Origin of the sequence: Bartonella sp. MU37NMGALS (genome assembly GCF_042194015.1) — a bacterium.
Lineage (GTDB): Bacteria > Pseudomonadota > Alphaproteobacteria > Rhizobiales > Rhizobiaceae > Bartonella > Bartonella grahamii.
This window is the reverse complement of record NZ_JBHIML010000010.1, coordinates 23168-48796: the sequence shown is the minus strand read 5'-3', so window position 1 is coordinate 48796 and position 25629 is coordinate 23168. Positions and strand designations below refer to the sequence as shown.

At 39.2% G+C, this 25629-nt stretch carries 22 protein-coding genes and 1 pseudogene; 1 reads left to right on the top strand and 22 read right to left on the bottom strand.

Annotated features, from left to right (window positions below; translation table 11 throughout):
• Positions 1-145 precede the first annotated feature (145 nt).
• The 4 genes from ACFIJP_RS06580 to murJ all read right to left on the bottom strand — a co-directional run bounded on the left by ACFIJP_RS06580 (position 146) and on the right by murJ (position 4040).
• Positions 146-724, bottom strand: coding sequence for a NifU family protein (locus ACFIJP_RS06580; protein ID WP_015856727.1), 579 nt, complete (start codon positions 722-724; stop codon positions 146-148).
• A 59-nt stretch (positions 725-783) separates the two neighbouring features.
• On the bottom strand, positions 784-1275 hold the full coding sequence (locus ACFIJP_RS06575) for a universal stress protein (protein WP_375626412.1): 492 nt from the start codon (positions 1273-1275) through the stop codon (positions 784-786).
• A 62-nt stretch (positions 1276-1337) separates the two neighbouring features.
• On the bottom strand, positions 1338-2408 hold the full coding sequence (gene trpS, locus ACFIJP_RS06570; RefSeq protein WP_375626410.1) for a tryptophan--tRNA ligase: 1071 nt from the start codon (positions 2406-2408) through the stop codon (positions 1338-1340).
• A gap of 60 nt (positions 2409-2468) precedes the next feature.
• Positions 2469-4040, bottom strand: coding sequence for a murein biosynthesis integral membrane protein MurJ (gene murJ / locus ACFIJP_RS06565; protein ID WP_375626433.1), 1572 nt, complete (start codon positions 4038-4040; stop codon positions 2469-2471).
• Positions 4041-4374: 334 nt separating this feature from the next.
• On the opposite strand from murJ, the pseudogene ACFIJP_RS06560 reads away from it, so the two are divergent.
• A pseudogene (locus tag ACFIJP_RS06560) lies at positions 4375-4606 on the top strand (integrase); the annotation flags it as partial.
• A 289-nt stretch (positions 4607-4895) separates the two neighbouring features.
• On the opposite strand, the gene ACFIJP_RS06555 reads toward ACFIJP_RS06560, so the two are convergent.
• The 18 genes from ACFIJP_RS06555 to ACFIJP_RS06470 form a co-directional block, all read right to left on the bottom strand.
• Complete coding sequence (locus ACFIJP_RS06555; RefSeq protein ID WP_375626408.1) at positions 4896-5486, bottom strand: hypothetical protein; 591 nt, start codon at positions 5484-5486, stop codon at positions 4896-4898.
• A gap of 33 nt (positions 5487-5519) precedes the next feature.
• Positions 5520-5702, bottom strand: coding sequence for a BID domain-containing T4SS effector (locus ACFIJP_RS06550; protein ID WP_375626431.1), 183 nt, complete (start codon positions 5700-5702; stop codon positions 5520-5522).
• Between the two features lie 14 nt (positions 5703-5716).
• Positions 5717-6349 (bottom strand): Fic family protein, encoded by a 633-nt coding sequence (locus tag ACFIJP_RS06545; protein ID WP_375626429.1) that lies wholly within the window; start codon positions 6347-6349, stop codon positions 5717-5719.
• Between the two features lie 263 nt (positions 6350-6612).
• Positions 6613-6948, bottom strand: coding sequence for a hypothetical protein (locus ACFIJP_RS06540; protein WP_375626406.1), 336 nt, complete (start codon positions 6946-6948; stop codon positions 6613-6615).
• 97 nt (positions 6949-7045) lie between these two features.
• The gene (locus ACFIJP_RS06535; RefSeq protein WP_375626404.1) at positions 7046-8086 is read right to left on the bottom strand and encodes a Fic family protein; all 1041 of its coding nucleotides are present in this window, start codon (positions 8084-8086) and stop codon (positions 7046-7048) included.
• Between the two features lie 316 nt (positions 8087-8402).
• Positions 8403-10196 (bottom strand): BID domain-containing T4SS effector, encoded by a 1794-nt coding sequence (locus ACFIJP_RS06530; protein WP_375626402.1) that lies wholly within the window; start codon positions 10194-10196, stop codon positions 8403-8405.
• Between the two features lie 209 nt (positions 10197-10405).
• The gene (locus ACFIJP_RS06525; protein WP_375626400.1) at positions 10406-11689 is read right to left on the bottom strand and encodes a BID domain-containing T4SS effector; all 1284 of its coding nucleotides are present in this window, start codon (positions 11687-11689) and stop codon (positions 10406-10408) included.
• Positions 11690-12031: 342 nt separating this feature from the next.
• Positions 12032-12862, bottom strand: coding sequence for a BID domain-containing T4SS effector (locus tag ACFIJP_RS06520; RefSeq protein WP_375626398.1), 831 nt, complete (start codon positions 12860-12862; stop codon positions 12032-12034).
• A 323-nt stretch (positions 12863-13185) separates the two neighbouring features.
• On the bottom strand, positions 13186-14493 hold the full coding sequence (locus ACFIJP_RS06515; RefSeq protein WP_375626396.1) for a BID domain-containing T4SS effector: 1308 nt from the start codon (positions 14491-14493) through the stop codon (positions 13186-13188).
• A gap of 315 nt (positions 14494-14808) precedes the next feature.
• The gene (locus ACFIJP_RS06510) at positions 14809-16407 is read right to left on the bottom strand and encodes a BID domain-containing T4SS effector (RefSeq protein ID WP_375626394.1); all 1599 of its coding nucleotides are present in this window, start codon (positions 16405-16407) and stop codon (positions 14809-14811) included.
• Between the two features lie 1154 nt (positions 16408-17561).
• On the bottom strand, positions 17562-19478 hold the full coding sequence (gene traG, locus ACFIJP_RS06505; protein WP_375626392.1) for a Ti-type conjugative transfer system protein TraG: 1917 nt from the start codon (positions 19476-19478) through the stop codon (positions 17562-17564).
• 154 nt (positions 19479-19632) lie between these two features.
• Positions 19633-21267 (bottom strand): BID domain-containing T4SS effector, encoded by a 1635-nt coding sequence (locus ACFIJP_RS06500; protein WP_375626390.1) that lies wholly within the window; start codon positions 21265-21267, stop codon positions 19633-19635.
• 10 nt (positions 21268-21277) lie between these two features.
• Complete coding sequence (locus ACFIJP_RS06495) at positions 21278-21493, bottom strand: antitoxin VbhA family protein (RefSeq protein WP_015856714.1); 216 nt, start codon at positions 21491-21493, stop codon at positions 21278-21280.
• Between the two features lie 65 nt (positions 21494-21558).
• On the bottom strand, positions 21559-22629 hold the full coding sequence (gene virB11, locus ACFIJP_RS06490; protein WP_015856713.1) for a P-type DNA transfer ATPase VirB11: 1071 nt from the start codon (positions 22627-22629) through the stop codon (positions 21559-21561).
• Positions 22626-23786, bottom strand: a complete 1161-nt coding sequence (gene virB10, locus ACFIJP_RS06485) for a type IV secretion system protein VirB10 (protein WP_375626387.1) — start codon at positions 23784-23786, stop codon at positions 22626-22628. The genes virB11 and virB10 overlap by 4 nt, the downstream gene beginning before the upstream one ends.
• On the bottom strand, positions 23779-24645 hold the full coding sequence (gene virB9 / locus ACFIJP_RS06480) for a P-type conjugative transfer protein VirB9 (RefSeq protein ID WP_375626385.1): 867 nt from the start codon (positions 24643-24645) through the stop codon (positions 23779-23781). The genes virB10 and virB9 overlap by 8 nt, the downstream gene beginning before the upstream one ends.
• The gene (locus ACFIJP_RS06475; RefSeq protein ID WP_273788313.1) at positions 24642-25346 is read right to left on the bottom strand and encodes a virB8 family protein; all 705 of its coding nucleotides are present in this window, start codon (positions 25344-25346) and stop codon (positions 24642-24644) included. Before ACFIJP_RS06475 ends, virB9 begins: the two co-directional genes overlap by 4 nt.
• Complete coding sequence (locus tag ACFIJP_RS06470) at positions 25300-25602, bottom strand: type IV secretion system protein VirB7 (protein ID WP_375626383.1); 303 nt, start codon at positions 25600-25602, stop codon at positions 25300-25302. Before ACFIJP_RS06470 ends, ACFIJP_RS06475 begins: the two co-directional genes overlap by 47 nt.
• Positions 25603-25629: the final 27 nt, after the last annotated feature.

The window sequence follows — 25629 nt, the reverse complement described above, 5'->3', positions numbered from 1 at the left end:
TTTTTAACAGTACTGTATTTTTATGGCTACATAGCTTACTTTTAAAATTTCAGGAATAAAATGACGTAAGATTTTTGCACTCCATGTTTGAGCGCTGTTGAAGAGGGGCAATCGGTGTGGTTATTTTACCTATTGAGGTCAATATTTATTGTGGCATGGCTTCAACGCCTAAAACTTCAGGGATAAAATGGCGTAAAAGATTTTCAATACCATGTTTGAGGGTTGCCGTTGAAGAGGGACATCCAGCGCAGGCACCCCGCATATTGAGATAAACAATACCATTCTCAAATCCGCGAAAAGTAATGTCTCCACCATCATTGGCAACTGCTGGGCGGATACGCGTTTCAAGCAGCTCTTTAATGGTTAAGACAATATCAGCATCTTTTTCGTCATAAAATTCTTCGTTAAGGGCATGGGTTTGTGCTTGTATTGTAGCGTTGGTGGTGATCACTGGCTCATTGGATAGAAAATGTTCCATGATTGTGCCTAAAATGACGGGCTTGAGATGTTGCCATTCTCCTTCTTTTTTGCTTACGGTGATAAAATCATAGCCTAAAAAAACACCATTGATATTAGGAATATTAAACAGTTTAGCCGCCAAAGGTGAGTTTTTAGCTGCTTCTTCAGGGTCACGAAATTCTAATACGCCCTCAGAAAGAACCACGCGTCCTGGCAGAAATTTAAGTGTTGCAGGGTTTGGTGTGGTTTCAGTTTGAATAAACATAGACTCTCCTTTTATAATGAAGGATTAGGAAGATCTTACATTGTAGAATATTATATTTTTTAGGCAATAGATCTAATATCGTCATCGGCAAGATTGCTAGGAATAACAATGACAGGAATTGAAAAAGCTGTCCCTTTATTCCCGATTAATTGAACAAGGGGTCCTGGTCCTTCTGTATGTCCACTGGCTGCTAAAACAATTAGTGCAATCCTTTTATCTTCGTCGATCAGTTTGGAAATCTCATCAATTTTTTTTCCTTCACGCACCACTATTTCTGTTTCAAGCGCATGGGTGGTGCGGACTTCACTGGCAATGCCTCCTAATATTTTATGAGCACTTTGCGTTGATTCTGTGCGCATAACGTTGTTTACACCTAGAAAATGTTGAAATTCCACACTATCAACGACACAAAGTAATACCAATGTTCTATTGGTATTTTGGGCATGCTGTGCGGCAAACGCAACGGCACGCCGACACTCTGGTGTTTCATCAATAATGACTAAGTTCTTTTTCTTGGGTTCTTTTTTCGGATTTTTTGGTTTGGAAATCATGCACTTTCTCTATTTTGTACAAACGATTTTTTTGCTCTCTACAGTTTTTAGTTTTATTATCTTTATGTATCGTGCAAAAATCCAATAATTTCACGAATTTTTTTCATATTTTCTTCTGCGAGCATACTAGCACGTTTAGCGCCATCACGCAAAACAGAGTCGATATAATCACTTTCTTGATGCAGTCGACGTAATTCTTCTGTTATAGGGGCAAGCTTATGGACAGCAAGGTCGGCTAGAGCTGTTTTAAAATGCGAAAATTGTTGACCAGAAAATTCTAAAAGAATCTTTTCTTTGCTGACGTTAGCAAAGGCGGCATAAATACCAAGCAGGTTATCCACTTCTGGTCGTTCTTTTAAAGCGGTCAGGGTATCGGGAAGAGGAGCCGAATCCGTTTTGGCTTTGCGTATTTTTTTTGCGATAAGATCAGCATCATCGGTCAAATTAATGCGTGAAAAATCTGAAGGATCTGATTTTGACATTTTTTTCGTCCCATCGCGCAAAGACATAACGCGTGTGGCTGTTGTTCCAATAAGCGCCTCTGGGAGGGGAAAGAAGCATTGCCTTTTTTCTTCATCCGTTTGCATAGAGATACCAAAATTTAATTCGGCAATACGTTGTGCATAGTCGTTGTTAAATTTTTGTGCAATATCGCGTGTGAGTTCAACATGCTGTTTTTGATCTTCGCCTACTGGAACATGCGTTGCACGATAGACTAAAATATCAGCAGCCATCAAAGTGGGATAGGCAAAAAGCCCGAGGGATGCTTTTTCGCGATCTTTTCCTGCTTTATCTTTAAACTGTGTCATGCGTTGCAGCCAGCCGATACGGGCAACACAATTAAAAATCCAAGCGAGTTCAGCATGTTGAAAAACACGTGATTGGTTAAAAATAATGTGTTTTTGAGGATCAATACCGCAGGCTAAAAAGGCTGCTGTCACTGTTCTGATGGATTCGCGCAAAGTAAGGGGATCTGGGTTGACGGTGAGCGCATGCATATCCACAACACAATAGAGGCAGTGATGAGAGTTTTGCAGTTCAACCCAACGCTGAATGGCTCCAAGATAATTGCCAAGATGTAAATGACCACTCGGTTGTACGCCGGAAAAGACAAGCGGTGTGAAGGTATCCATAGGAGTGCTCTTTCTTCAATTAAGGTTATTCGTTTTATTGTTTTTGACAAAGTATAAATATTATGGACGTTTTTTCAAATTTTTAAGCGTGTGAAAAAATGAACGAGTGTTGAATAAAAAATAGACACTAAAATAGATCAAGAATATGCCAAGCATGATTCCAGCTAAGGTGCTGGCGCGCAAGAAAAAAGATGCTTGTGAGGATAAAGGAAAAGACCAAAACCCAAACACATTCAATCCGTAATAGAGGGCTAGTGCACTCAAAAGGGTTGCCATCATGAGACATAATATTCGCTTTATCAGTTGGAAGTCGTATTTCCAATAACCGCGTTTGAGAAGGACACCCCAAAGCAACAAGGTGTTGACCCATCCAGAGGTAATTTCAGCAATAACAATGCCTCGTGCAGAAAAAGAAGGAAATAATGTTAAGGCGAGACTGATATTGATGAAAACGCAAATACCTGTAAAAATCATCGGTGTTTTGGTATCTTCATGGGCAAAAAAATTAGGAATAAAGACCTTAATGAGAACAAAAGCTGGAAGTCCTAGTCCATAAAGTTCCAGTAATTGTGCCACATGATGTGTTGATTGACTGGTAAATTGTCCTCGCTCAAAGAGCAAACTGACAATGGGAGTGGAGAGCAACAAAAAAGCGATGGATGCTGGAAGTGTTAACAATAGCGTTAATTCAATAGAGCGGTTTTGTAAATGGTGGGTTTCTTCATGCTTTTTGCTTCGCAAAGCGCGTGTTAATTCTGGTAAAAGAACGGTTGCAACGGCAATGGCGATTACGCCTAGAGGCAATTGATAAAGACGATCAGCATACATCAAAGAAGAGACAGCACCCGATTGACTAGAAGCAATGTTGGTATTAATGAGCAAATTGATTTGTGTGATGCCACCTGTGATAGCCGCTGGGAATGCTAAAGTTAATAGCTTGCGAACATTAGAACTTAAATGGGGCCAGCGGAAGGATATTTTCATGCCACTTTGACGCAAAGCAAGGGCAATTAAGGTGAGTTGAAGAAGCCCTGCTGCCAATACACCCCAAGAGAGATTTAAGCCAATATGCCAAGCGTCAAGTTTATAAATCCAAGCATAGGCAAGTACACCAATCAGAATAATGTTTAAAAAGAGTGGGGCAATGGCGGCAATAAAATAGCGTCGCAGAGCATTAAGCATGCCTCCCATCATGGCAGCAAGCGACATGCAGGTTAAATAGGGAAACATGATCGCAGTAAAGTGAATTGTAGCGTTAAATTTTGTTGCATCTTCGGTAAAACCTGGGGCAATAATGGTTCGTACCAGAAAAGGCATACTCAGTTCCATCGCAATCGTTAACAGTAAGAGCAGCGAAAAGAGAACGCCAAAGACTTCTTCTGCAAATTTGCATGCCGTTTCTTGACCATCTTCAGTGATTTTTTTTGCAAAAAGAGGAATGAAAGCAGCGTTAAAGGCACCTTCAGCAAAAAAACGACGAAATGTGTTGGGAAAACGAAAAGCAGCGTTAAAGGCATCAGAAACAGGACCGGTCCCTAGCGCTGCTGCCATAAGCATTTCGCGTACGAAGCCAAAAATACGGCTCATAAGGGTTCCGGAAGCAACTGTTGCAATTTTTTTTATCAATGTCATAAAGATATATCGGTTTTGTTGTAAAAGAGAAGCGATGACAGGAGAAATAAACCGTTTTAAATCGTAAAAATCTGATCTGTATCCCAATCAAGGATACTTTTTGTAAGCGTTGTACGACGGTGTTTATCTTTCTGTCAACAATGGTGCTTGAAGACTTTTTTATGCTCCTTGTTTACTGTTGCATTACAATTTTTATTTTGCCATAAAATAATTAAAATTTCTTTTCAAACTGAAATATGGGAGCGATATCATAACAGTTTGAAGGGACATATGGGGATCTATAATGATAATTCCTCTTTATGGTGTGATGTCGTGAATAGTACAACCCAATACCCGTTCTGTTTTACGTGAGGGGCGTGACCCTATTAAAGAACGCAAATAAAATAAAAGCGTGAAGCAATGCGCAATCTTCATTATTTATCCATTATTTAAAAGACAGTACTTTAGATGTTTTTAAAAGTCGTAAGGCTGAGCTAAAAGGTGATGGCAAAGCTCGTGATTGGTTTTTACTTTTACAGCTTTATATTCTCCCCAAATTAGGCTGCCTTCCCGTTCTAGAGATTACATAAACAAAAGGATAGGAAGACATGATCTTTCAACAGCGTTTTGTCTGTTTTTAGCACGACAGGCAATGAAAGTGATTAATTATCATTTTCAAAAATGATTGATCCTTTCATTTTGCCTGTTCAGGTTTCTTTTCACAGTTAATGAGGATAAAATCTGAGGAAATAAGATAAATTTGTTCTCTCATGGTTTCCATTCTCGTTGAGGTGCGATTGATTTGCCAATGAAAGCAGGCGGGTAAAGGCTATCATTTTTATCAGAGAGGGCAAAAAGTTAAAGTTTATGAATCCTTTAGATATTCATTGCCATTGCTTTTGCGTGCTCTGTTTTGTGAGGTTGAATATTTTCTTGTCTTTTAGGACTCTGATTGACGGTTTCTGTCATTTTTTGCACTTTAATTGTTTCGTTACTAAGAGTGTTGGAACATTTTTTTTTATTATTTTTCTTTATAGATTGATGCTGGTTTGGTGCTAGGCGCTCATCGAATTTATGGTTATAAAAATACATGGGTTGTATATGCTGTTCTATCTCTTTTATTTGCTTGACTATTTCCATAATCTCTTTTGCTTTAACGGTTGATGTGCCAAGACTCTTCGCAAGTCTTTCAGGATTATTTTCCTTTATAGCTTCATGCTCGCTTGAGGATAAGCGCTCATTGATTTTTTTGAGATAAGTCCTTATCTCCCCTCTTAATTCAGGAGAGTTTGATAAGGTTTCTTGCTGTTGTGCTTTTGACAAGGAAAAGAGATTTTTCATCCAAGCCTTAGGCATTTCTACCGATTGTTCACACCGCCTTTGTTTTACATGATGGGTATGGAGAATGTCTCTTTCTGTTTGTTTAAAAATATTGATATAACGATCAATGGCTCTACAGAGGGGCAAAATATTTGCTTCAGCATGCGCGCGCGTTGTTTTTTATGCCAAATACATTGCTACCAGAAAGTTTAGAAATAGATTGGGGGAGGTGGCAATTTGATAGGTGAGCTGTTCTCCTTCAGTATGATTTTCATGGATCATCTCAATTCTTTCCCGCAAAATATGACGATTGCCATAAATGATTTGGCACAAAGTTTCGATTTCTTTTCTTCTTGCTTGAATGGATGCGTTGTTTTTTATCCTTGTGGTAATTTCATTGTTGGTAAGGGGGCTATTGTTTCTGCGGGGATAAGCACTTCTTGCTGGTTTTGAACTTTTGGTGCTGTAAAGGAGAGGGCGTCACCGATTTTTAATGTCTGTATTTGCTCTGGGGTGAGATCTTTTTTATTTCCCAAGATGAAAATCCCGTTGGCATCAAGCATGAAGCTATTGGGTCCACTGCCTCTGTAGAAGCCTTTATAGGTATGACCTTCTTTCGCTGTTGTAATAAGATGATGATGAATATTTTCAAACCCAAGATGTTTCATATTGTACATAAATTCTTTTAAAATAAGTATTTTTTTTGGATTTGAGATATCCTCAAGCAGATGTTTTATCTCTTCCTTATCATTATGTTTTAGCGATGCAATGCTGGCAAGATTCATGCGTTTTTCTGTTACAAGAGAAAAGTCGAGTGTGTGACCAGCAACTTGCCCAAGTTTTTCAAAAAACATTCGTTGTGTGCGTCCATTACCTTCTCTGAAGGGATGCGTATAGTTGAGCTGTATCAACATTTCAGTGACATATTCAACAAATGTTTCGCGGGTTAAGCCTTTTAAACTATTCGTTTCAGCAAGTGTTTTATCTAAATTTTCTAGTCCCTCTTGTATCTGTTTTGCTGGGGCAAAAAATACCAGCTTTTTTCATCATTGGCATATAAGCAACGGTAACATCTTCAAATGTAAATGGTTTTTCCCGTGTTTGTCCGGCCCATTCAAAAGTATTTTTAAATAGGGTGTGATGAATAATTGGAGATATGTGGAAGTTAGTTTTTGCGGTGGCGCTTCTTGGCGTAGATGAATGATTGCTTTTGTTGTATCATGGGCACATTGCACTTTTAATTTTTTATAGTCTTTTATTCCATATTTATTTTTTAAAGTGATACTATTAGGGCAAAAGAAATTACGGTACATTGTCTTATTTTCTTCGGTTTCAGGCGATGAGGATAATTTTTCTTGTAAGGTGAGAGGGACGGTGTTCGTTTTTTTGTACCAGTGTCCCAGTATGCCGTTGCTTTTTTGGGGGGCTGTTTTGTTCTTTCTTGATGATCAGAGCATTTTTCCTTTGTCATTTGGGCAGATATTGGATTATTTGTCGCTGTATTGCTGGTCTGTAAAATGTTTTTTTGGAAATCTTTTTGCATTTGCCTCATGGAGGAAGCAGATTGAGCAATTGGTTTGGTCATTTGTTCTTGCAAACTTTGGGACATAACTTCAATGCTGTCATGTAAAGCATGAGGGGCAATCCATGGTGAAAAATGAGCTTTTTCTTTGTTTGAATGGATGCGTTGTCTTTGCTCTTTTTAGTTATTTCATCGTTTGTAAGAACGGCTCTTTTTTTCTGGAAGCAATGTTTTTTGCTGGGTTTTGAGTTTTGGGCGCTGTAAAGGAGAGGGCGTCACCGATTTTTAATGTCTGTATTTGCTCTGGGGTGAGACCTTTTTTATTTCCCAAGATGAAAATCCCATTGGCATCAAGCATGAAGCCATTGGGTCCACTGGGTCCACTGCCTCTGTAGGTACCATGATAGGTTTCTCCTTCTTTTGCGACGACAGTGAGATAATAATTTTTTTCATCCAATCCAAGCGTTCTCATAGAGTTGGTAAATTCTTGTAAAATGAGCAATTTTTCTGGATTTGAGATATCCTCAAGCAGATGCTTCATAGGCTCTGGATCGCTATGTTCCATGGCAGCAGCGCGGACAAAGTCTTTACGTTTTTTGCTCACAAGAGAAAAGTCTAGCTCATGTCCTGCTGCTTGAGCGAGTTTTTCAACAAACAGTCTCTTTGTGCGCCTATTGCCCTCTCTGAAAGGGTGCAAGTGGTGCAAATCTATCATTATTCCAGCTGCTTGTTCAACGAATTCTTCGCGAGTTAAGCCTTGTAAATTATTCTTTTCAGCAAGCGTTTTATCTAACTTTTCTAGTCCCTCCTGTATTTTTCTGCCAATCGCAAAAGGTTTTGTAAATTCTTTTCTTTTCAAAATGGGCATAGAAGCAACAGTACCATCTTCAAATGTAAATGGTTTTTCGCGTATTTGTCCGGCCCATTCAAATGCACGGGAAAAGAGGCGTTGATGAAGATATTTTAGATAGGAGGAATTAAACTGCTCAGGTAGAGGTTCTTGGCGCAGTTTTATCATTTCTTTTTTTACATCATCACAACATTGTTCCTTTAATATTTCTTGCTCTTTGATGCGGTATTTATTTTTAAGCACTTTGCTATTGGGATAAAAGAAATTCTGCGATGCTTCATTGATTTTCTTTGAAATGGCTGCACTGATTGCAGGGTGTTGTTCTTGCAATTCTTCCTGTATGGAAGAGGCACAATGTTCTGTATTTTCTTTCATGTATATTTCCTTTCAAAGGATAACATTATTTTTTGAAAGCTTTTTTACATTTTTTGCCTTTTATTATTTCATGGTGTTTTCTTCAAAGAAGAATGCCCATTTTAATGATTGAAAAAAATTGACCTTATTCGCATGAAACAAAGTTAAAGTGTGTAATTTTTATGAAGTATTATCGTGAAATTTTATCAATGAATTCTGTAAAATAATGGGGTGTCTTATTCAAAGTCTGCTGTATTTCATACACCGTCTTTGATGCAATCTTGGCAAGATAATTGCATCAAAGTTTTGTATGAAAAGCCAACAATTAGGAGATTTATCACGACAAAGCTATAGCTTTTGATGTTTCGGCTCTGCGCGGTCGAATATGTGGCTGGTCTTCCTCTTGATGCCGCTTTGCTGTTGAGCGTTCAGGTAACTTCGGGGGCTGCGATAAGCTTTGCTGCTTTTGTAATTTTTTATCGAGATCGGTAAGTGGTTGATGACGTTTTTGTTTCTCTTCCTGATGGTTTTGCACTATAGTTTCTCTTAACTGTTTTATTGTATCAGCATAATCTTTAATGGCGGTACAAAGGGTAGGGATATTTTCTTCAGCGGCTTTGCGTGCTCCGTTTTTTATGCCAAGGGTTTTTCTACCAGCAAGTGGAGCAAAAGATGTAGAATCCTTTTCAATTTGAAATACAAGCTCTTCTCCCACCTCTGGAATTTTGTGCATATCTTCTAGTCTATATTGCAAAACAAATGGATCATCATAAACAATTTGGCACCAATATTGGACCTCTCTTTGACCATATTGAATCGATGGATCTTGTTGAACTCTGCGGGCAATTTCCTGATTTGAGAGAGGCTTTATTTTCTTTTCTGAGTTGAGCGGATTTTGTAAATGTTGATTTATTGGCTCTTCCTCTTGTGCTTGTCGCTGATGTTGTTGTTCCGTGTGAGAAGCTTGTGAAATCTTTTCACTTTTTGTATATTTTGAAGTATACACATAATCGTTAATTGCAGTACGTAGGGTAGGAAGATTTTCTTCAGCTTTTCTGCGCGCATGATTTTTTATGCCAAGAACTTTTCTACCAGCAAGCTTAGAAATAGACTTAGGCCGTTCTGTAATATCCCATAAGAGCTGTTCTCCCATATCGGGGTTTTCTTTGATTGCTTCTATTCTTTCATTTAAAATAAGCCGGTCGCCATAAACCTTTTCGCACAAAAATCGTATTTCTTCTTGATATGCTACGAGCAATAGCTCTCTTTCCATTGTATTAATGGATGTTTTTTGTCCGTGAGACGGTTTTGGCTGTTCAATTGCTGTGTGTGGAGAGGCAGGTTTTGGGATGACAGCATCGCTTTGTTTTCTGTTTTCCATACGGTGTGGTTTTCGTGAAGGAGGTACTGCATATGTTCCACTATCTTGTGATGATGAACTACTTTGTTGCCTGACTTTCATATGTGTTGGTGTTTTGGGGCTAACACTTGGGTAGAGTGTTTCAGAATTCTGGATTTTTGCATCGTTCTGTACTCTGTCTCTCATGCGTGGGGGAAGGGGTGGAGCCACTTTTGTCTGTAGGGAGGGGAGCTCTTGAACTGTTGGTTTGTTTTGTTGCCTATCTTTTGCACGCGGAGGTCTTTGTGGTGCTGCTTTTGTGTGCGGAGAGGAGTTTTCTTGGATTTTTGAACTGGGGATTTTTGAGCTGGGGATTGTTGTGCCAGTTTGTGTTTTTTCTCTCATGCGTGGAGGAGGGGGCGGAGCCACTTTTGTCTGTAGGGAGGGGGGCTCTTGAACTGTTGGTTTGTTTTGTTGCCTCTCTTTTGCACGTGGAGGTCTTTGTGGCGCTGCTTGTGTATGCGGAGAGGAGTTTTTTTGTGGGGGAGGCGTCTCTTGTTTTTTGGTGCTAGGAGGTATTGTGCTGGTTTGCACTGGGGTTTTCATGCGTGGGGGGGGCGGTGGAGCAACCTTTGGGTGGTGTGATAAATTTTCTGGGCGTTTTTGTACAGTTGGTTTTGGCAAACTTTGAGAAATTTGGGGAGGGGGGGTTCTGGTGGGGGATTGTTCAGTCTGTTGTTGAAATTTTTCCATCATTTCGGTGATAAAAGGGGAAGGATTTCTTTTTTTCATACATGTTCCTTTCAAACTCTTCCAATATTGTTTTTAAATACTATTTAAAAATATGCGTTGGTTTTTATTCTGTTTTATGCTTTTCACTTGCTTTTATGAGAGAGGATATGAAACTGAATGGTTCCACAATAATCGGTTCTCTTGGCGCAAATGATCTTTGCTATGTGTTGCGCCAAGATGTTGAATTCAATGTGAAAACTTATGTCTGTTTAGGTGGCAAAAGCCATCGCTTTTGGTATCGCAGTTTTGCGAGGACGAATATCTGTTTCTCTTTGTTGAGTAGAGGTTGTTGCTTTTTCACGAGTTACTGTTGAATGCTCAGTGCGTTCAACAGATTGTGATAAGCGTTGTTGTTGATGCAAATCTTGCGCCTGTTCAGAAGATGGTTCATGGCGCTTTTGTTTTGCCTGTTCGGTTTGCAAAATGCTCTCTCTTACTTGTGTTACAGCCGTTGCATAATTGTCAGCGGCGTCAATTAAGTGAGAAAGACCAGCTTCAGCATGTCTGCGTGCTTGATTTTTAAAGCCAAAAAGACTGACACCAGCGTACTTGTGAAAAGATTGAGGATTTCCGACAAGTTGCTGTGCAAGTGGTTCTATTGTTTCAGGGCTTTGAAAAAGTGTTTCCACTTGTGATTGCAAAATGTTTGCGTTACCAAAAACAACTTCGCACCAATATTTGATCTGGGCATAGTGCCTTTTGACTTTTGAATGTTGTTGAATTTTGGTAGAAATTTCTGCCTCTGAAAGAGTTTCTTTTTCACGTTGATCTGGTTTTTGCAGAAGTTCAGTGACTGCTGCCTTTCCCATTAAACGTTCATAGTTTTTGAGTTCTTGCTCTGGAGATTGCAATAGGCTCTCTCTTGCCTGTTTTACAGCTTTTGTATAACAATCAACGGTGACGCAAAGGGCGGAAAAATCTTCTTCCGCTTGTTTGCGCGTTCGATTTTTGAAGCCAAACGTGCTGGTGCCTGAAAGTTTAGCAATACTTTCAGGATGGGCTGCCATGCGCCATGAGAGCTCCTTTCCTGCAGCAGGATTTTTTTGAATTTCCTGCATTTTTTCTTGCAAAATATTTGAATCGCCATATGCACTTGCGGATAAACGTTGGATTTCCTCTCGATATGTTTGAACCAATGAATGGTGTGGAAGCAATTGAATGATTTCTTCCTCTGAGAGAATTCTTGTTGCCCTTTTTTGAGAAACTTGTGAAGTAACTGTTGAGTGTGTCGTTTCAAGTTGTTTCTGCCTTTTGGTAGAGTTGCCTCTTGTTAGAAGCGTTGTTGGATTTGTTGATGCATGTACAGTTTCTTCTTTTAAAAGAGATTGTCTTTCTTCATCTTTTTCCGGTATGGATGACAGCCTTTTGCTTTGTGAAAGCGTTTCTTTAGGGAGGGAGTCTCCGCCTGATACTTCTGCTGCTGCTTTTTCATAGAGCTCTATAAGTTCTTGTATTGAAGGAGATGGAAAAGGGTGAGGGTGATCTTTTTTCATGCATGTTTCCTTTCAAGAATTGTTTTAGAAAACTTCTTTGGTACACACTCTCGCCCTTTATGCTTTTATGGTTTTTATAAGAAGATATTAAAATTGAGTGGTCTCCAAAGATCTACGCTATTTATGATCATCGTAATGGAGCTTTGTGTCTTTTATACAGTTTTTTTATGAAATTTTATCAGTAAGTTATAGTCAATTACTGAATCCATTTTTAGGACTCTTTTTTGTAACATCTTAAAACAATTTTTGGCGCAACCGTAACGAAACGATTTGCGCCAAGAAACTCACTGAAAAAGAGATTAAACGAAAAATAACAACTATCGTCTTTATACTTATATCCCCTTACATGGCATAAGCCATACCGTGTCTTTGTCGTTGTGGGCTGTGCCCTGGATTCTCCTGGTTTTGCGCTCTTGTGTGATGATGACGATGATGGTGTCTCTCAACTTGCTGAGAGTTTTCTTGATGGTGTCTTTGCTCTGCTTGAGGGGTTTGCAAAAGCCTCTCCTTTGCTTCTGTTACAGCCTTTGTATAACCATCAAGAGCATCAACGAGCGGTTTAAAGCCGTCTTCAGCTGCTTTGCGTGTTTGACTTTTTAAGCCAAGTGCGGAGCGGCCAGCAAGTTTATGTATAGATTCAGGATTTTCAGCAAGTTGATTTGAAAGCTCTTTTCCTTTACGGGGATCTGTAAGTATTCCTTGCAAGTGTTGCTGGAAAAGGTTGTCGTTACCATAAACAACATTACCCCAATGCACGACCTCTTCTGCATATGCTTGGACATGTGGGTTTTTTAAAAGTATAACAGTTATTTGCTCAGCTTTGAGGGAAGATGAAGGCCTTCCTCTTTGTTGAGGAGCAACCTCTGTATAGTCTGTTTCAGAATCTTTCTGCCTTTGATGATGGTGTTTACCTTTTGAAGGAGAAATACTGCTCATGGATGCGTATGCAACCTCAGCTTCGCGTTTTGGGGGAGCAACCTCTGTATAGTCTGTTTCAGAATCTTCTCTTCTTTGATGATGGTGTCTACCTCTTGAAGGAGAAATACTGCTAACTGATGCGTATAGAACTTCTTCTGCTTTGGTTGGTCCGCGCTGGTTTCCTCTGTTTGGTTTATTAACTGTTGCATAGAGGGATTCTGGATTTGCAGAAGGGTGTGGATGATGTTTTTTCATGCATGTTTCCTTTCAATATTTTTAGAAAACCTCTTTGGTACATTCCCCACTTTCAGTTTTGATAACTTTTGTACAAAGGAAGATATCCAACTGAATGACCTCCAAAGATTTCGCGCTATTCAGGATCAGTGTGACGGACCTTTGTGTCTTTTATACAGTTTTTTTATGAAATTTTATCAATAAATTATGATAAATTACGGATCCACTTTTAGAACTATTTTTTGTAATATTTTAAAACAACTCTTGGCGCAATCGTAATGAAACGATTTGCGCCAAGAAATTCAATGAAAAATAAAAATTTATGTACTTTTATGGGGACTCACTTACATGGCAAAAGCCATTCCTTTTTCGGCATGTCTTTGTCGTTGTGGACTGTGCTCTGGACTATTTTGTTCTTGTCCTCTTGTGTGATGATGACGATGATGGTGGTGATGTCTGTGTTCTGGGTCTCTTTCTGGACCTTCGTGTTTTTGACCTCTTTCATGTTCATGTGTAAATTGTTTATGAAGCTTTTGTGTGTTATGTATATGTCTCTCAAGAGCTGAGCAAAGGTGGGTAAACTCCTCTTCAGCTTCTCTGCGGCTTGGAGATTTTACACCAAGTATTTTGTGACCTGCAAGCTTACCAGCGCTTTGAGGATTTTCTGCAAGGTCCCATAAGATTTGTTCTGCATTTTGAGGATCATCAAGGATCTTCGCAAGTGGTCCATTCAAAGCATGCTCGTTACCGTAAACAACTCTGCATCGCTCTTGGATTTCTCTTACACCATATTGAAAGTTTGTATTTTGTAAAAGCTTTGTTGTAACAACATCTTTTGGGGTTCTGGGAGGGGAGATTTTGCCTGAGCCAACGCCTTGATATATGGGATTTTCTAGTTGTTCAGACTCTTGCCCGCCTTCAGCTCCCATGCCAACCGTTGCATAGACAGATTCGAGTGATTTTTGGGGAGAGAGACTACCACTTTCAACAACTTCAAGCTCTGCATAGAGATGTTCTGGTTCATAGGAAGAATGTCTACCCTGTGCACTTCCACCAACTGTGTCGTAGGGGGATGTTTGCCAACCTTTTGCCTCCAGATCGGTTACTGCATAGGGATCTACGAGTTTGTCGGTACGTCGCCCATCACTTGATCTTCCACCAAGTCTGTCATAGGGATTTCCCAGTGGTTTTTGGGGAGCATAGATTGTTTCTTCTGGTTGTTGAAGTGTATATTGTTGTGGGTTGCGCTGTTCTTTGGGTGGTTTATTAACCTTTGCGTAGAGGTCTTCTACATTAGGAGCTCCTAGGTTTTGTTGTTCAAGTGGCTTTTTGGGAGCATAGACCGTTTCTGGTGGTTGTTGGAGTGTATATTGTTGTGGGTTGCGCTGTTCTTTGGGTGGTTTATTAACCTTTGCATAGAGGTCTTCTACACCAGGAGCTCCTAGGTTTTGTTGTTCAAGTGGCTTTTTGGGAGCATAGACCGTTTCTGGTGGTTGTTGAAGTGTATATTGAGGTGAGGTGCGCTGTTCTTTGGGACGTTTATTAACCTTTGCGTAGAGGTCTTCTACATTAGGAGCTCCTAGGTTTCGTTGGTCAACTTGTTGACTTGGTCCCTCTACATTGGTAGAAGCGGTTGGGTGACTTTTTTTCATGGCTGTTTCCTTTCAATATTTTTAGAAAACCTCTTTGGTTTTGGCGCATTCCCCACTTTTTGATAACTTCAAGACACAAGGAAGATATCGAATTGAATGACCTCCAAAGATTTCGCGCTATTCATATTGATATATAGTGGACATTTATGTCTTTCATACAGTTTTTTTTATGAAATATTATCAATAAGTTATAGTAAATTACAGAATTCATTTTTAGGACTATTTTTTGTAACATTTTAAAACAATTGGTTAAGTGCAATGGAGGCAAAATGATTTGCGCCAAGAGTTAGTTGGAAGGCAAAAGTTCATGCGTTTTTAGCCGGTAAGAGCAAGTAATGAAGAGCGATCAACTTTTAAGGTTGGAGCTTGATATTGTGCTTCTTTGGTGTTCCTTGCAGTATTCACAATTTCTTTTGCTTTGCTTTCCGATGTCCCAAGGAGGCAAGCTAGTCTGGTATAATCTTTTGCTTGTATGGCTTTACGATCGTCTGAGGATAGGCGATTGTGTAGTTGGCGCGAAAAGTAATGGAGTTCTTGTCGCAGTGAATGAGAATGCAATAAAGCTTCTCTTTGTTGTTCTCTTGGTAAGGCAAACAGATTTTGTAAATTTTTTCCAGGTGTTTTGACAGTGTGGCTCAGGCGTTTTTGTTCTCTTTGATGTTGCTCTAAAACTTCTTCTTTTGTTTGTTGTGTTATTGTGGCATAATTTTTAAGAGCTTGGCTGAGTTGTGGAGCAGTTTGTTCTGCCTGTCTACGATTTGAACTTTTCATGCCAAGTATTTTTCTTCCTGCAAGTTTAGAAACTGATTGAGGGTTTTGTAAAATCTCATCGGCAAACTGATTTCCTAAGCCTGGATCTGCCGTTAAGATATCCATTTTCGTCTTTAAGGTGTGGGCTTTACCGTAAACAATCTTTGATAAGTTTTCGATTTCTTTTCGGCATGCTTCAACATAAGGATCATTTGAAATTCTTGTGAATAACTCTTCATGTGTGAGAGGTGCTAATGTCTCTTTTGGAATCAGTGTTTCTTTTAAGTTTTGAACGTTGGTTTTTTGAAAGCAGAGGCGAGCCCCGTTTTGTAATGTTTTGACGCGTTCTGGGGGGAGATCATCTTTGTGGCCGACGACGAAAGCACCTTCTACTTCCATGACAAAACCTTCTGCTGAAAAACCTCTAAAGATGCCATCATAGGGGATCCCTTCTTTTGCGGCAACAACAATACGATTGTTAATTTCATCCAGTCCAGCATTTCTCATTTGGGAGATGAATCCTTTTAAAACAAGGGATTTTTGCGGATGCGTGATATCTTCAAAAAGATCTTTCATCGGTTGGGGATTGCTATATTGCATGGCTTCAATACAAGCTGCTGTCATGCGTCCTTTTGTGATGAAAGAAAAGTCAATGGTATGTCCTGCTGCTTGTCCAAGTTTTTCCATAAACATTCGATTGACGCGCCCATTCCCTTTTCTAAAAGGATGTGCGTGCTCGAGTGCCATAAAAACTTCAGCGGCACTTTCAGCAAATTCTTGGCGCGATAAACCTTTTAAATTGTTCTTCTCATTAAGTGTTTTTTCGAGTTGTTTTAGTTCTTTTTGAATCTGCGGTCCGATAGCAAAAGGAACTTCATAACCTTTGGGACGCATCGCCGGCATATGGGCAGAGGTGCCGTCTTCAAATGTAAAGGATGTATCGCGGGTTTTTCCAGCCCATTCAAAAGTTTTGTGGAAGAGGCTCCAGTGAATTAATTTTAAATAAGTGGAATCAAATTTTTGTGGAAGGGGTTCGTGGCGAAAATTGACGGCTTCTCTGGCGGTATCATGGGCACAGCGTTCATACAGTTTTTTGGGGTCTTTTATGCCATATTTATTTTTGAGTGTTAGGGTACCTTTATATAGATAATTTTGCTCTAACATATAATCTCTCCTAGGTAGGGTGGTGGTTGATAAGCGTCTTAAACGCTGCATGTGAAAAATTCCCCTTCGCGTATTCTTTTGAGATTTTTGGTGTTATGAGAGGAAGCGCTTTTTCCTCAAGTGTATGGATAGTTGTATCAATCGTTTTGTGATACTTTTGAAAGTTTTTTGGTGTTTCTTTTTGTTTATTATCCTGTTGTGCTGTAAAATACTGGTATTGAAGGTGCTGGTATGAATCCCATGAGTGGTCAGAAAATGGATTATCTACAAGTTGACTCTGGAAAAAACTCCATTCTTTGAGGTGTAAGGAAGAGGTCAAAAAGAAAAACGTTGCTTAAAATTGTTGGTTTTTTTCTTTTGATAAAGTTATTTGTAAGAGCGCTTTGATGAAGATCGTGGATATGGCGGGTGCAATCGCTCTTGGTTTGCGGATGGAGTTGGTACTTTTCATACACAGTACTTAGATTAGTGAATCTATGGGCAAAAGCAGTCATCAAGAATCTTTCTCCATTATGTTTTTCTTATTGCTCCATACGAACATCTTGCCATATGAACGTCTCGTTTGCGCATGTTTAAAACAAATTGTTTTTTATTTTGATTGTTGCTCTTATCGTATTGTGCTTCTTTAAGATCCATAAGAGAGGAATCCCTTTCTTTGGTTGGGGAGAAAGGCCTTTTTTCAGCGCTTTATCATTAAAGTAGAACACTTTATGATATCGTAAAGGGGGAAAAGCTTGTATAAGGATGATTTATTCATTTTGATGTATATCTAAAATGTTTTTTTTGGAAAAGTCGATGTTCTTGAATGTAGGTGTCTTGAGAGTTCTTATCTCAAAGATTAAATTTTGGGTTGTTTGTAGGGGACAAATTATACACAAAAAGCTTTGGAGGAATGTATTTGCAGACTTTCCTCAGTGGAGATGTTGGTTTAGTTATAGGTGATTTGATGAGGGGATTGGTGTTTTTTATAAAGACGATGGGCGCTGGTAAAATGATACACAAAATACAAAAAGGAAAAAACACGGATTTTTTTTTATCATGTTTTCCCTATGTGTGTGAGGAAGCGGGTAAAAACTTTTTGTTAACGGGCTTTTAAAAAACAGAAATGTATATTGTTTTTGTTCTTTTCATAGTCAAGATCTCATAAGAGGAGGTTAGTTTTTCTTTTGTGGGGCAAAGCGGTTTTTTGCAGCTGCGGCTAACATTTCTTTTCTTCTGAAATAGATAGCGCGACCACATCGCAAAGGAGGTTGTCCTTGCATAAGGATAATTTGTTCGTCTTGACGCATTTCTTGAATAACTTCATGGGGTAAAATCAGAGCTCTTTGTTGGTAATTGACGTTGTATGAACCCTTTCCTAAAGATAAGCCTCTTGATTTGCTTGTTCCGGTTACTTCAACGGTCATTTGTCCACAGCGTTCTGAAATGTCTTTGGCAGTTTGGAAGTCTTTAATGGCAGCATAGCTGACAAAGGAGCAGCTTTCAAACCATGAACGTGCTCCAGCTTCTCCAAAGTGATTGACCAACTGACCAGAAGATTGATAAAAAAGCATTAAGGATGTACCGTATTTACGTCCACGATCGCGCGCTTCTTCTAAAATATTCATATAGCCTAGAAGATCAACTTCATCTAAGACAAATAAAACACGCTTTTTATAGTTACCGTCTGCTGTAACCATGGCATTGAGAAAGGCGCCAATAATCACGCGTCCAATAGCTGGATAACTGTTTAAAATGCTTGCGGGGAGATTGAGAAAAACATCTGTATTGCCATTTGTAATATCTGAGGAAAAAAAATCATCTCCGCAGACAAGATCTGCGTAATTGGACAAAGAAAGCCATTGAGTGTCTTTTGATGCGGTTGTATAGACTCCTGAAAAGGTTTGCTCTGCCATTTCTGTAAAAATGCCAACCATTTCGCGAATAAAAGGAGAAGGTGTTGTTTCTTGAATCATACGTAGTTGATTGACAACGGCTGTTTCTGATTGAGAGAGAATTCCACGCAATGTTTTTAAATTGCGCTCGTTGTCTTTATATTCATCAGAAAATATAACATGAGCAAGAAGAGCTGTTAAAAGGTTATGAGCTTGTGTCGAGAAATATTCCGCTGAAGAATTGTCTGATTTTTTATCTGTAAGAAGCAACTTAGAAAAGCTTACAATATTTGCTTCGCGTTGTGTTCGTGGTACGCTGTCGTCTAAAAGCCAATCGATGACATTAAAATTTTTTGTTAAAAATGAATTGGGATCGAGAACAATGACATTTCTATTCCCCATCTTTTGACGCGCAAATTTGACCATTGGGGCAACTTCTGTTGAAGGATCAAGACAAATAATAGACCCTGGATAGGTTAAGCACGTAGGAACTACTGTACTTGTGGTTTTATAGCCACCAGAACCAGCAAAAAAGATCATATGAGTTGAGCCAAAATCAAGATTAAAGGTTAGCAAAGGGGCCGTCCCACCCTTTCCCCATGTTGTTTTATTGCCAGGTGCAAAGGGAATTTTGCACACATTATCTTGATCAACACGGTATCTTTCACCCACAACAATTTGCCCATTGGCAGGAAAAATTTTCGCTGCCTCTCTTAAATTCATCCACGCGGATTCACCAAACACACCTTTTTTTGCTCGCCTGACCTTATTTTTAGGTGGAGAGGTTGTTATCAATTGAATAACGGAAAAAAAAACACCAATGATGATGCCAAAGACAACCATGGGGTCCATGAATTGAAGCGCATAGTTCCACGTTATTCCTTGTTGTCCAACATAGGGACTTAAACGTTTTATTTCTCCACCAATATAATAAAGAGCTGCGGTTCCAAAAAAGATAAGGGAAACGAAAGTAATTCCTTTACGTAAGTGCAGCTTTTGCGAGAGACTATAAAACAATGACACAGCAGCTGTTAGTGCTAAGACTAGTAAAGGTTCTGAACGAAGTGTCCAATAAATTTGATTGCTCTTTAGTCCATTTGTTATAAACAACAAAAAATGAGGAACAAAGAATATCGTTAAAGCACCTAAAGCGATTGGTGTTAAAATGAGTACCATTTGTGTCTTGGTATATTTCATTGTATTTACTTTCAATTCTATCAGACGATGCTGCGAAAAGCTCTTTTTTCAGGTGTGTGATATTAAACTCTCTCTTTTTTGAAAAAGCGCAGATGACGCCAAACAGTTCTCGTTTATGAGCCCTTCTTATAAAGGAGGAAGCTTTTATCCATTCTTAGCAAGCCATAGCAAATGCTTTGGAACGATGCATTGTGCATACTTGTGTTTGCTGATGTAGCTCTTTGGCTTGCTTAACGGTTTGTGTAATTTGTTTGGCTTTATTTTCTGATACACCAATGCTTTGAGCCAGTGTTTCATACTCATTATTTTTGACAGCTTTATGTTCAGTTAGTGAGAGACGGCTATTGATGTTTTTTACAAAGTCGGTAAGCTCTTTTTGAAGTAAAGGATTTTTTGCTAAAGCTTCTTGCTGTAATTCTTTTGGCAAGGTGAAGAGCTCTTGTAAGCTTTTGCTTGGCATTTTTACTATTTTTGCACGACGACTTTGTTCTGTTGCATGTTCTTGAGTAATTTCCTTCTCCGCATGTTTTACAGCATGGGCGAAATTTGCAACGGTAGTACAGAGCATCTCAAGATGATTTTTAGCGTTTGCACGTGCTTGATTTTGTAGTCCACATAAACTGAAACCTGCAAGATGAGAAACAGAGTGCGGTGCTCTTTCAATCTGGTTGGCGAGCTGTTGGCCTAAGCTTGGATTTTTGATGATCTCTAGCATCTGTTTATCTAATGTTTTTTCTTTACCATAAACAATTTTTGCCAATTTCTGGACCTGTTTTAAGCTTGCGTGGACGCAAGAATCTTCTGCAACCATTTCGGCTTTTTTATTTTCTGTCAAAGGAGCTAATCTTTCTTCTGGAATGAGAATGCTTTCAAGCTCTTTTGTTTTTGGAACTGTAAAGGTAAATTTGTCACCGGGTTTTAATGTTTTGAGTTGTTCTGGTGTGAGATGCTCTTTATTGCCGATGATGTAAGCCCCTTTCACATTGAATGCAAAGCTATCATAACCAGCACCTCTATACATTCCTGTGTAGGTTTCACCTTCTTTTGCAACCATAACGGGACGATCATTAACATTGCGCCCAAGTTCTTTCATGTTGTTCATGAATTCCTTTAAAAGAAGTATTTTATTGGGATTAGAGATATCCTCAAATAGATGTTGCATTGGTTCTAGATCACCATTTTCTGCTACAGCAACACTGGCGAGCATCATGCGTTCTTTTGTAACAAGTGAAAAATCAAGCTGATGGCCTGCTGCTTGAGCGAGCTTTTCAAAAAAGACCCGTTGTGTACGTCCGTTGCCTTCTCTAAAAGGATGGAGCTGGTTAAGGAAGTTAAATAAACTTATTGCTTCAGAGTTAAATTTCTCACGCGTTAAGCCTTGCAAATTATCTTTTTCGGCAAGTGTTTGATCTAATTTTTGTAAACCTTCAGGGATTTCATCACCGAGTGCAAAAGGATTTTCCCATCCTGTTCTTTTCATTTCGGGCATAGCGGCTGTGGTACCATCTTCAAATGTAAAGGGAAGATGGCGAAGATGACCAGCCCATTCAAAGGTATTTTTAAATAACTGATAATGAATAGAGCATAGATAGGAGGTATCAAATTTTTCTGGTAGGGGGGCTGCACGCAGATTAACCATCGCTTTTGCTGTATCATGCGAGCATTTCTCCAGAAAGGATTTAAAGTTTTTTATTCCATATTTATTTTTGAGTGTTGTGGTGTTCGGGTAGACATAATGATGAGGAGAAACTGTCTGTATATTTTTTGTTTTTTCTTTTGCTTTCGGCATCGTAGCTTCCTTATAATGTTACGTTGTCCATGAGAGTATTAAATTCCTCGAGTGAAATATTCCCCCTTGCATATTCTTCTAAAATTTTTAGCGTTTTGGAATGTAGCGCTATTCCCTCTATTGCATGGGTGCTGATGGCTGCTTCAACCGCTTCACGGCGTTGTTTTAATTCTTCTACTGTCATAGGTAAAAGGTTTTCGCTGTTTTCTGTTGCTTTGGTTTTCATGCATTTTTCCTTTTATGTGCAATCGTTGCTTTAAAAGAGCCTTTAGCAACCGATGTGATCTTCTTTTAGTCTCCTCCAAAGATGTTTCGTTGTTTGAAGGGATCATAATAAATTTCTGTGACCTTAAACTTTCCTTCAACCCGTTTGCATTGGATGATGATATCAATCATTGAAATCAACAGTCCTCGAATATCATCACGCTCTAAATCACCTCCTCCGTCACTTTCTTTGACCAAAAGGGTCATTTGCTCAAAGGCAGCAAGGGCTGTTGAGGCATGAACCGTTGTAATGGAACCTGGATGACCTGAATTGACATTGCGGATATAATAAAAGGCTGTACCATCTCGAAGTTCTTGCAAAAGAATACGATCAGGACGCATCCGTAAAGATGATTCAAGCAACTCTTTGGGACCAACAGAGGCTAAGCCTTGTCCATCTTTTGAATAGAACATCGAGACATGATTAGGGTGCGGTATCACCAATTCTTGTGTATCTTCAATGGTAATAATACGCTCTTCTTGAGGAATTTTGGCGATTAATGCTTTTGATAATGTTGTTTTACCCGAACCAGTTTTTCCTGCAATTAAAATATTTTTCTGGCATTTTACAGCTTGATTTAAAAAGGAGACAAAGTCTTTATTGCAGTAGGCATGAGCTAAGTTATGCTCGATGATTTTGAGTTCGTTAAAACGAGAAAGATAATCATTCAATGGCGTGAAAGATATCTGTTCACACAGTGAAAACAGACCTTTATTCGCGAGCTCTTCGAGAGAAAAACTCTGCGATGATGGTTTGCGAATTGTCATACTAATCGTGTTTTTTTCGACAGCCGGCGGAATAACAACTTGAATGCGCTCATTACCTGGCAGAGTAGCCGATAATATTGGATTCTTGTCTGATATGTTTTGCTTGGAATAGGATGCGACAACTTTCGCAATCCCCATAAGCTCATTAAAAGAGAGAGCCGGTGCTTCTATTGTTTTCCATCCATCAATACCTTCCGTCATTACTTGATAGGGACGATTGATAACAATTTCAAAAAGACTTTCATCTTTCAAAAAAGCACGGATGGGTTCAAGTTTTGTGAGAACAATCGCGATGGTTTCATCGCTCATGGTATGTAAGTTTGAGTTCATTTTAAAGGTATCACAGAATTTTTGTAAAAGTTTCTTGAAACAGCTCGATTGGTAATCTGTTTTTTATTTTCGATGACTTTCAATTTATAGACGCTGGAAAAATCCAAATCGCGGGCAACAAAGATATTCACCATTTCCCCTTGGTTTTTGGATAATGTTGGAGGAATATTGGCGTAATTTTCTACGAGAATGTTTGCGATGTTTTGTCCTGAAGAGATTGTTTCAGTTTCTTCTTTTTCCTGTTTTTTTGATAAACGTTTATTGGCATAGTTTGTCGCATCTTTTATCAGGGAGACAAGAAGCGCAGATCCAATCCTCTCGAGCCAATGGTTATCAATATCTCCATCTATACCAGAACGCCCTAAACTGTCTGTTGCAGGTGAAGCTAAGGATATAATGATACCATTAGGGGTTTTTGCTCTATTCCATAGCACAAAGAGACGTGTTTGGCCTTTTTTCAAGCCGGCGCGATATTCACCAACAATTTGGGTACCTTTATCAAGAAGGACAACACGACCATTGTCTGATAAGATATCTCTGGAGACGATACAACTGGCAAAACCTTGTTGATCACTGTTGATGGCTGTTTCTAAAATACAAGGGATAGAAGTTCCCATCGCGATGATGTAGTTTCGATTGCCAAGGGTTGAAGCACGAATACCTTCAAGCACTGTGGGTTTGAGAAGATGATTAAAACGTTGTGTCGTTTCATCAGGTTTACTTTCAAGTTGGTGAGGCAATACACCATTATTTGTTTGTGAATCTATTTTGCCTTGTTGTGTATTTGCATAAGCTAATACAGGAGCACGTTGTGCTGCTTCCAGAAGTGAGTCATCAGAATTTAATTGATTGATGTTTGGTGTTGGTAGCTCGACTTTTGGCAATAGAGCGTTATTTCGTTGAGGCTGTTCAAGGGGGGAGGGGGTAGGCTTTGCAGGGCGAAAAAGCTCTGTTTGTTTTATAACTTTTCCTTCTTTTGAAGATTCAATTGGTTGTTTTTTTTCTGTAACAAGTGTTGAATAGGCTAAATAAAGACAGACACTGAAAAGAATAATAAGAGCAATAGCTTTCCCTACATTGTTCTGTTGACTTTTTCCTTGAGCATTTTTTATTGTATCGCGATCATTGATGCTTTTTTCATCCACGGCGTTATTCATGGCTGCTTCCTAGGTTCACTTTACGTTGTACAGATGGTGATGTCGTACCTGTTTCAGGGTTAATTCCTTCTGGTACGAACCTTTTATTAAAGATGCACAATACTTCATTCCCACGCCGTAGCGTGAATTGTGCAGCTGTTGCATGAACAATAACTTTGTTGCCTTTAATCGATTTGGGAATAAGCGCTTCTTGCCCATCAGGCGATACAATGTAAATGGCAGGGATTTCAATGTTGCCTAAAAAGGTAAAGGTTGTTGTTTTTCCATTGTCATAGACAGACGCAGGTTCAATGAGGGATGAGCCTTGGGCTTCATAAGCCCAATTGCGTGGTCCAAAATCTTCATGGATATTTAAAACATCATTGACAAAGTTTTCTTCACGTTGTTTTGCTTTTTCTGCTTCGGCTAATTTCTTACGTAAGGCTTCATCTTCTGGATAACGAAACTTTACCAAGAAATACGTCTCATTGCCGGCTGAAACATCGCCTTCACGGACTTGCAGCTCGAATTGATAAGAGCGTTGTGTACCATCTTGGCGGCTTGTGACAATTTGTAAATTGGTCACAGGTTGGACTTCACGCGGCTTGAGAAAAACAAAGTGACCAGCCGGCGCAACTTGCCAAGCAACGGAATTTCCAATTCCTACATAGGTTACTTCTTCATCGTCGGCAAATTCTAGCTGAACTGAAGAGCGAATGGAGCCAATGATTTGCACAACATTGTAAGGGTCATAATTGACAAATCTGATGCGGTTATCTTTACGTGCACTGACAGGCGCTGTTTCCGCAAATGAGAGGACTGTGTGAAAGCTGAGAGTAATCGTAAAAATTAAAAAGATTGTTTGTAAAAGTCTGATCATTTTATCACCTCTGGATCAGATCTATATTCCGATACTTGAAAACCAAGTGGGTTGATGAGACGGTCAGATGTTGAAATGTGTGCGTTCACGTAGGAAAAATTTAAGATTGAAATCCAATGGGAAATATTTTCTTTTTCATTAAAGTCTCTGACCGTTTTATAGTAACGAACTTGGATAAGATCTTTGCTTATAAAAGAGATTGATTTGATTGTGACGGTAGCAATCATGTTATGATAAATATTTTGCGGACTTTCTGGATTATTGCCCGCGTACCATTTTGCAAAACGGTTTTGTTCTTTTGGAGAAGATAAAAGAGAAACTAAGCGAAAATTGTTTTCTGCTTCGGATGCTTGAAAACCTTCACGGGCACGAACATATTGGCTGGCAAAATAACGCGTTATCGCTTCATCATAGTCGTTAGGGGATTCTTTGAGGGCGCTTACAGTATCAATAATGCCTGTTGAGTTATCAACGCGGATAACAAAAGGCTCTACCGTTTTCAAAGGCGTCAAAGCTGCGACAGCTAAAGCCAGCGCAATCGTCATCAATCCAAAAAGCACTGTTAAAGCCATGGAAATTTTCATTCGCACGCGCATGCTATGCATGCGATCAATGTCAAATGAGCGGGCTTCTTTTATATATTCTTCAAGGGCATCACTTTTCACGCGTAACCTCCACAGTTTTATCAGATCGTGCTTCATGAATAACCGGCTTTAATAAAGCTGAATTGGCTGTTGCTTTTTCACTTTCCAAAGTATTGAGAATGATAGGAGTTGTAACAGTCTTTACGCTCTTTTCTGGGTGGACAACGTTTTGATTGTCCCAATTCCACTTATCTTTATTTAAAGCACGTGTATGTTTGCCATTACAGCGTGGTGGTTTTTTGGGGCCACTCAAAGAGGCGCAACCAGTAAGAGCGATTGTTAGGACCATAACAAAAGTTATTTTTCGTTTCATTTTTTGAACTCACAAATATCTTGGAAT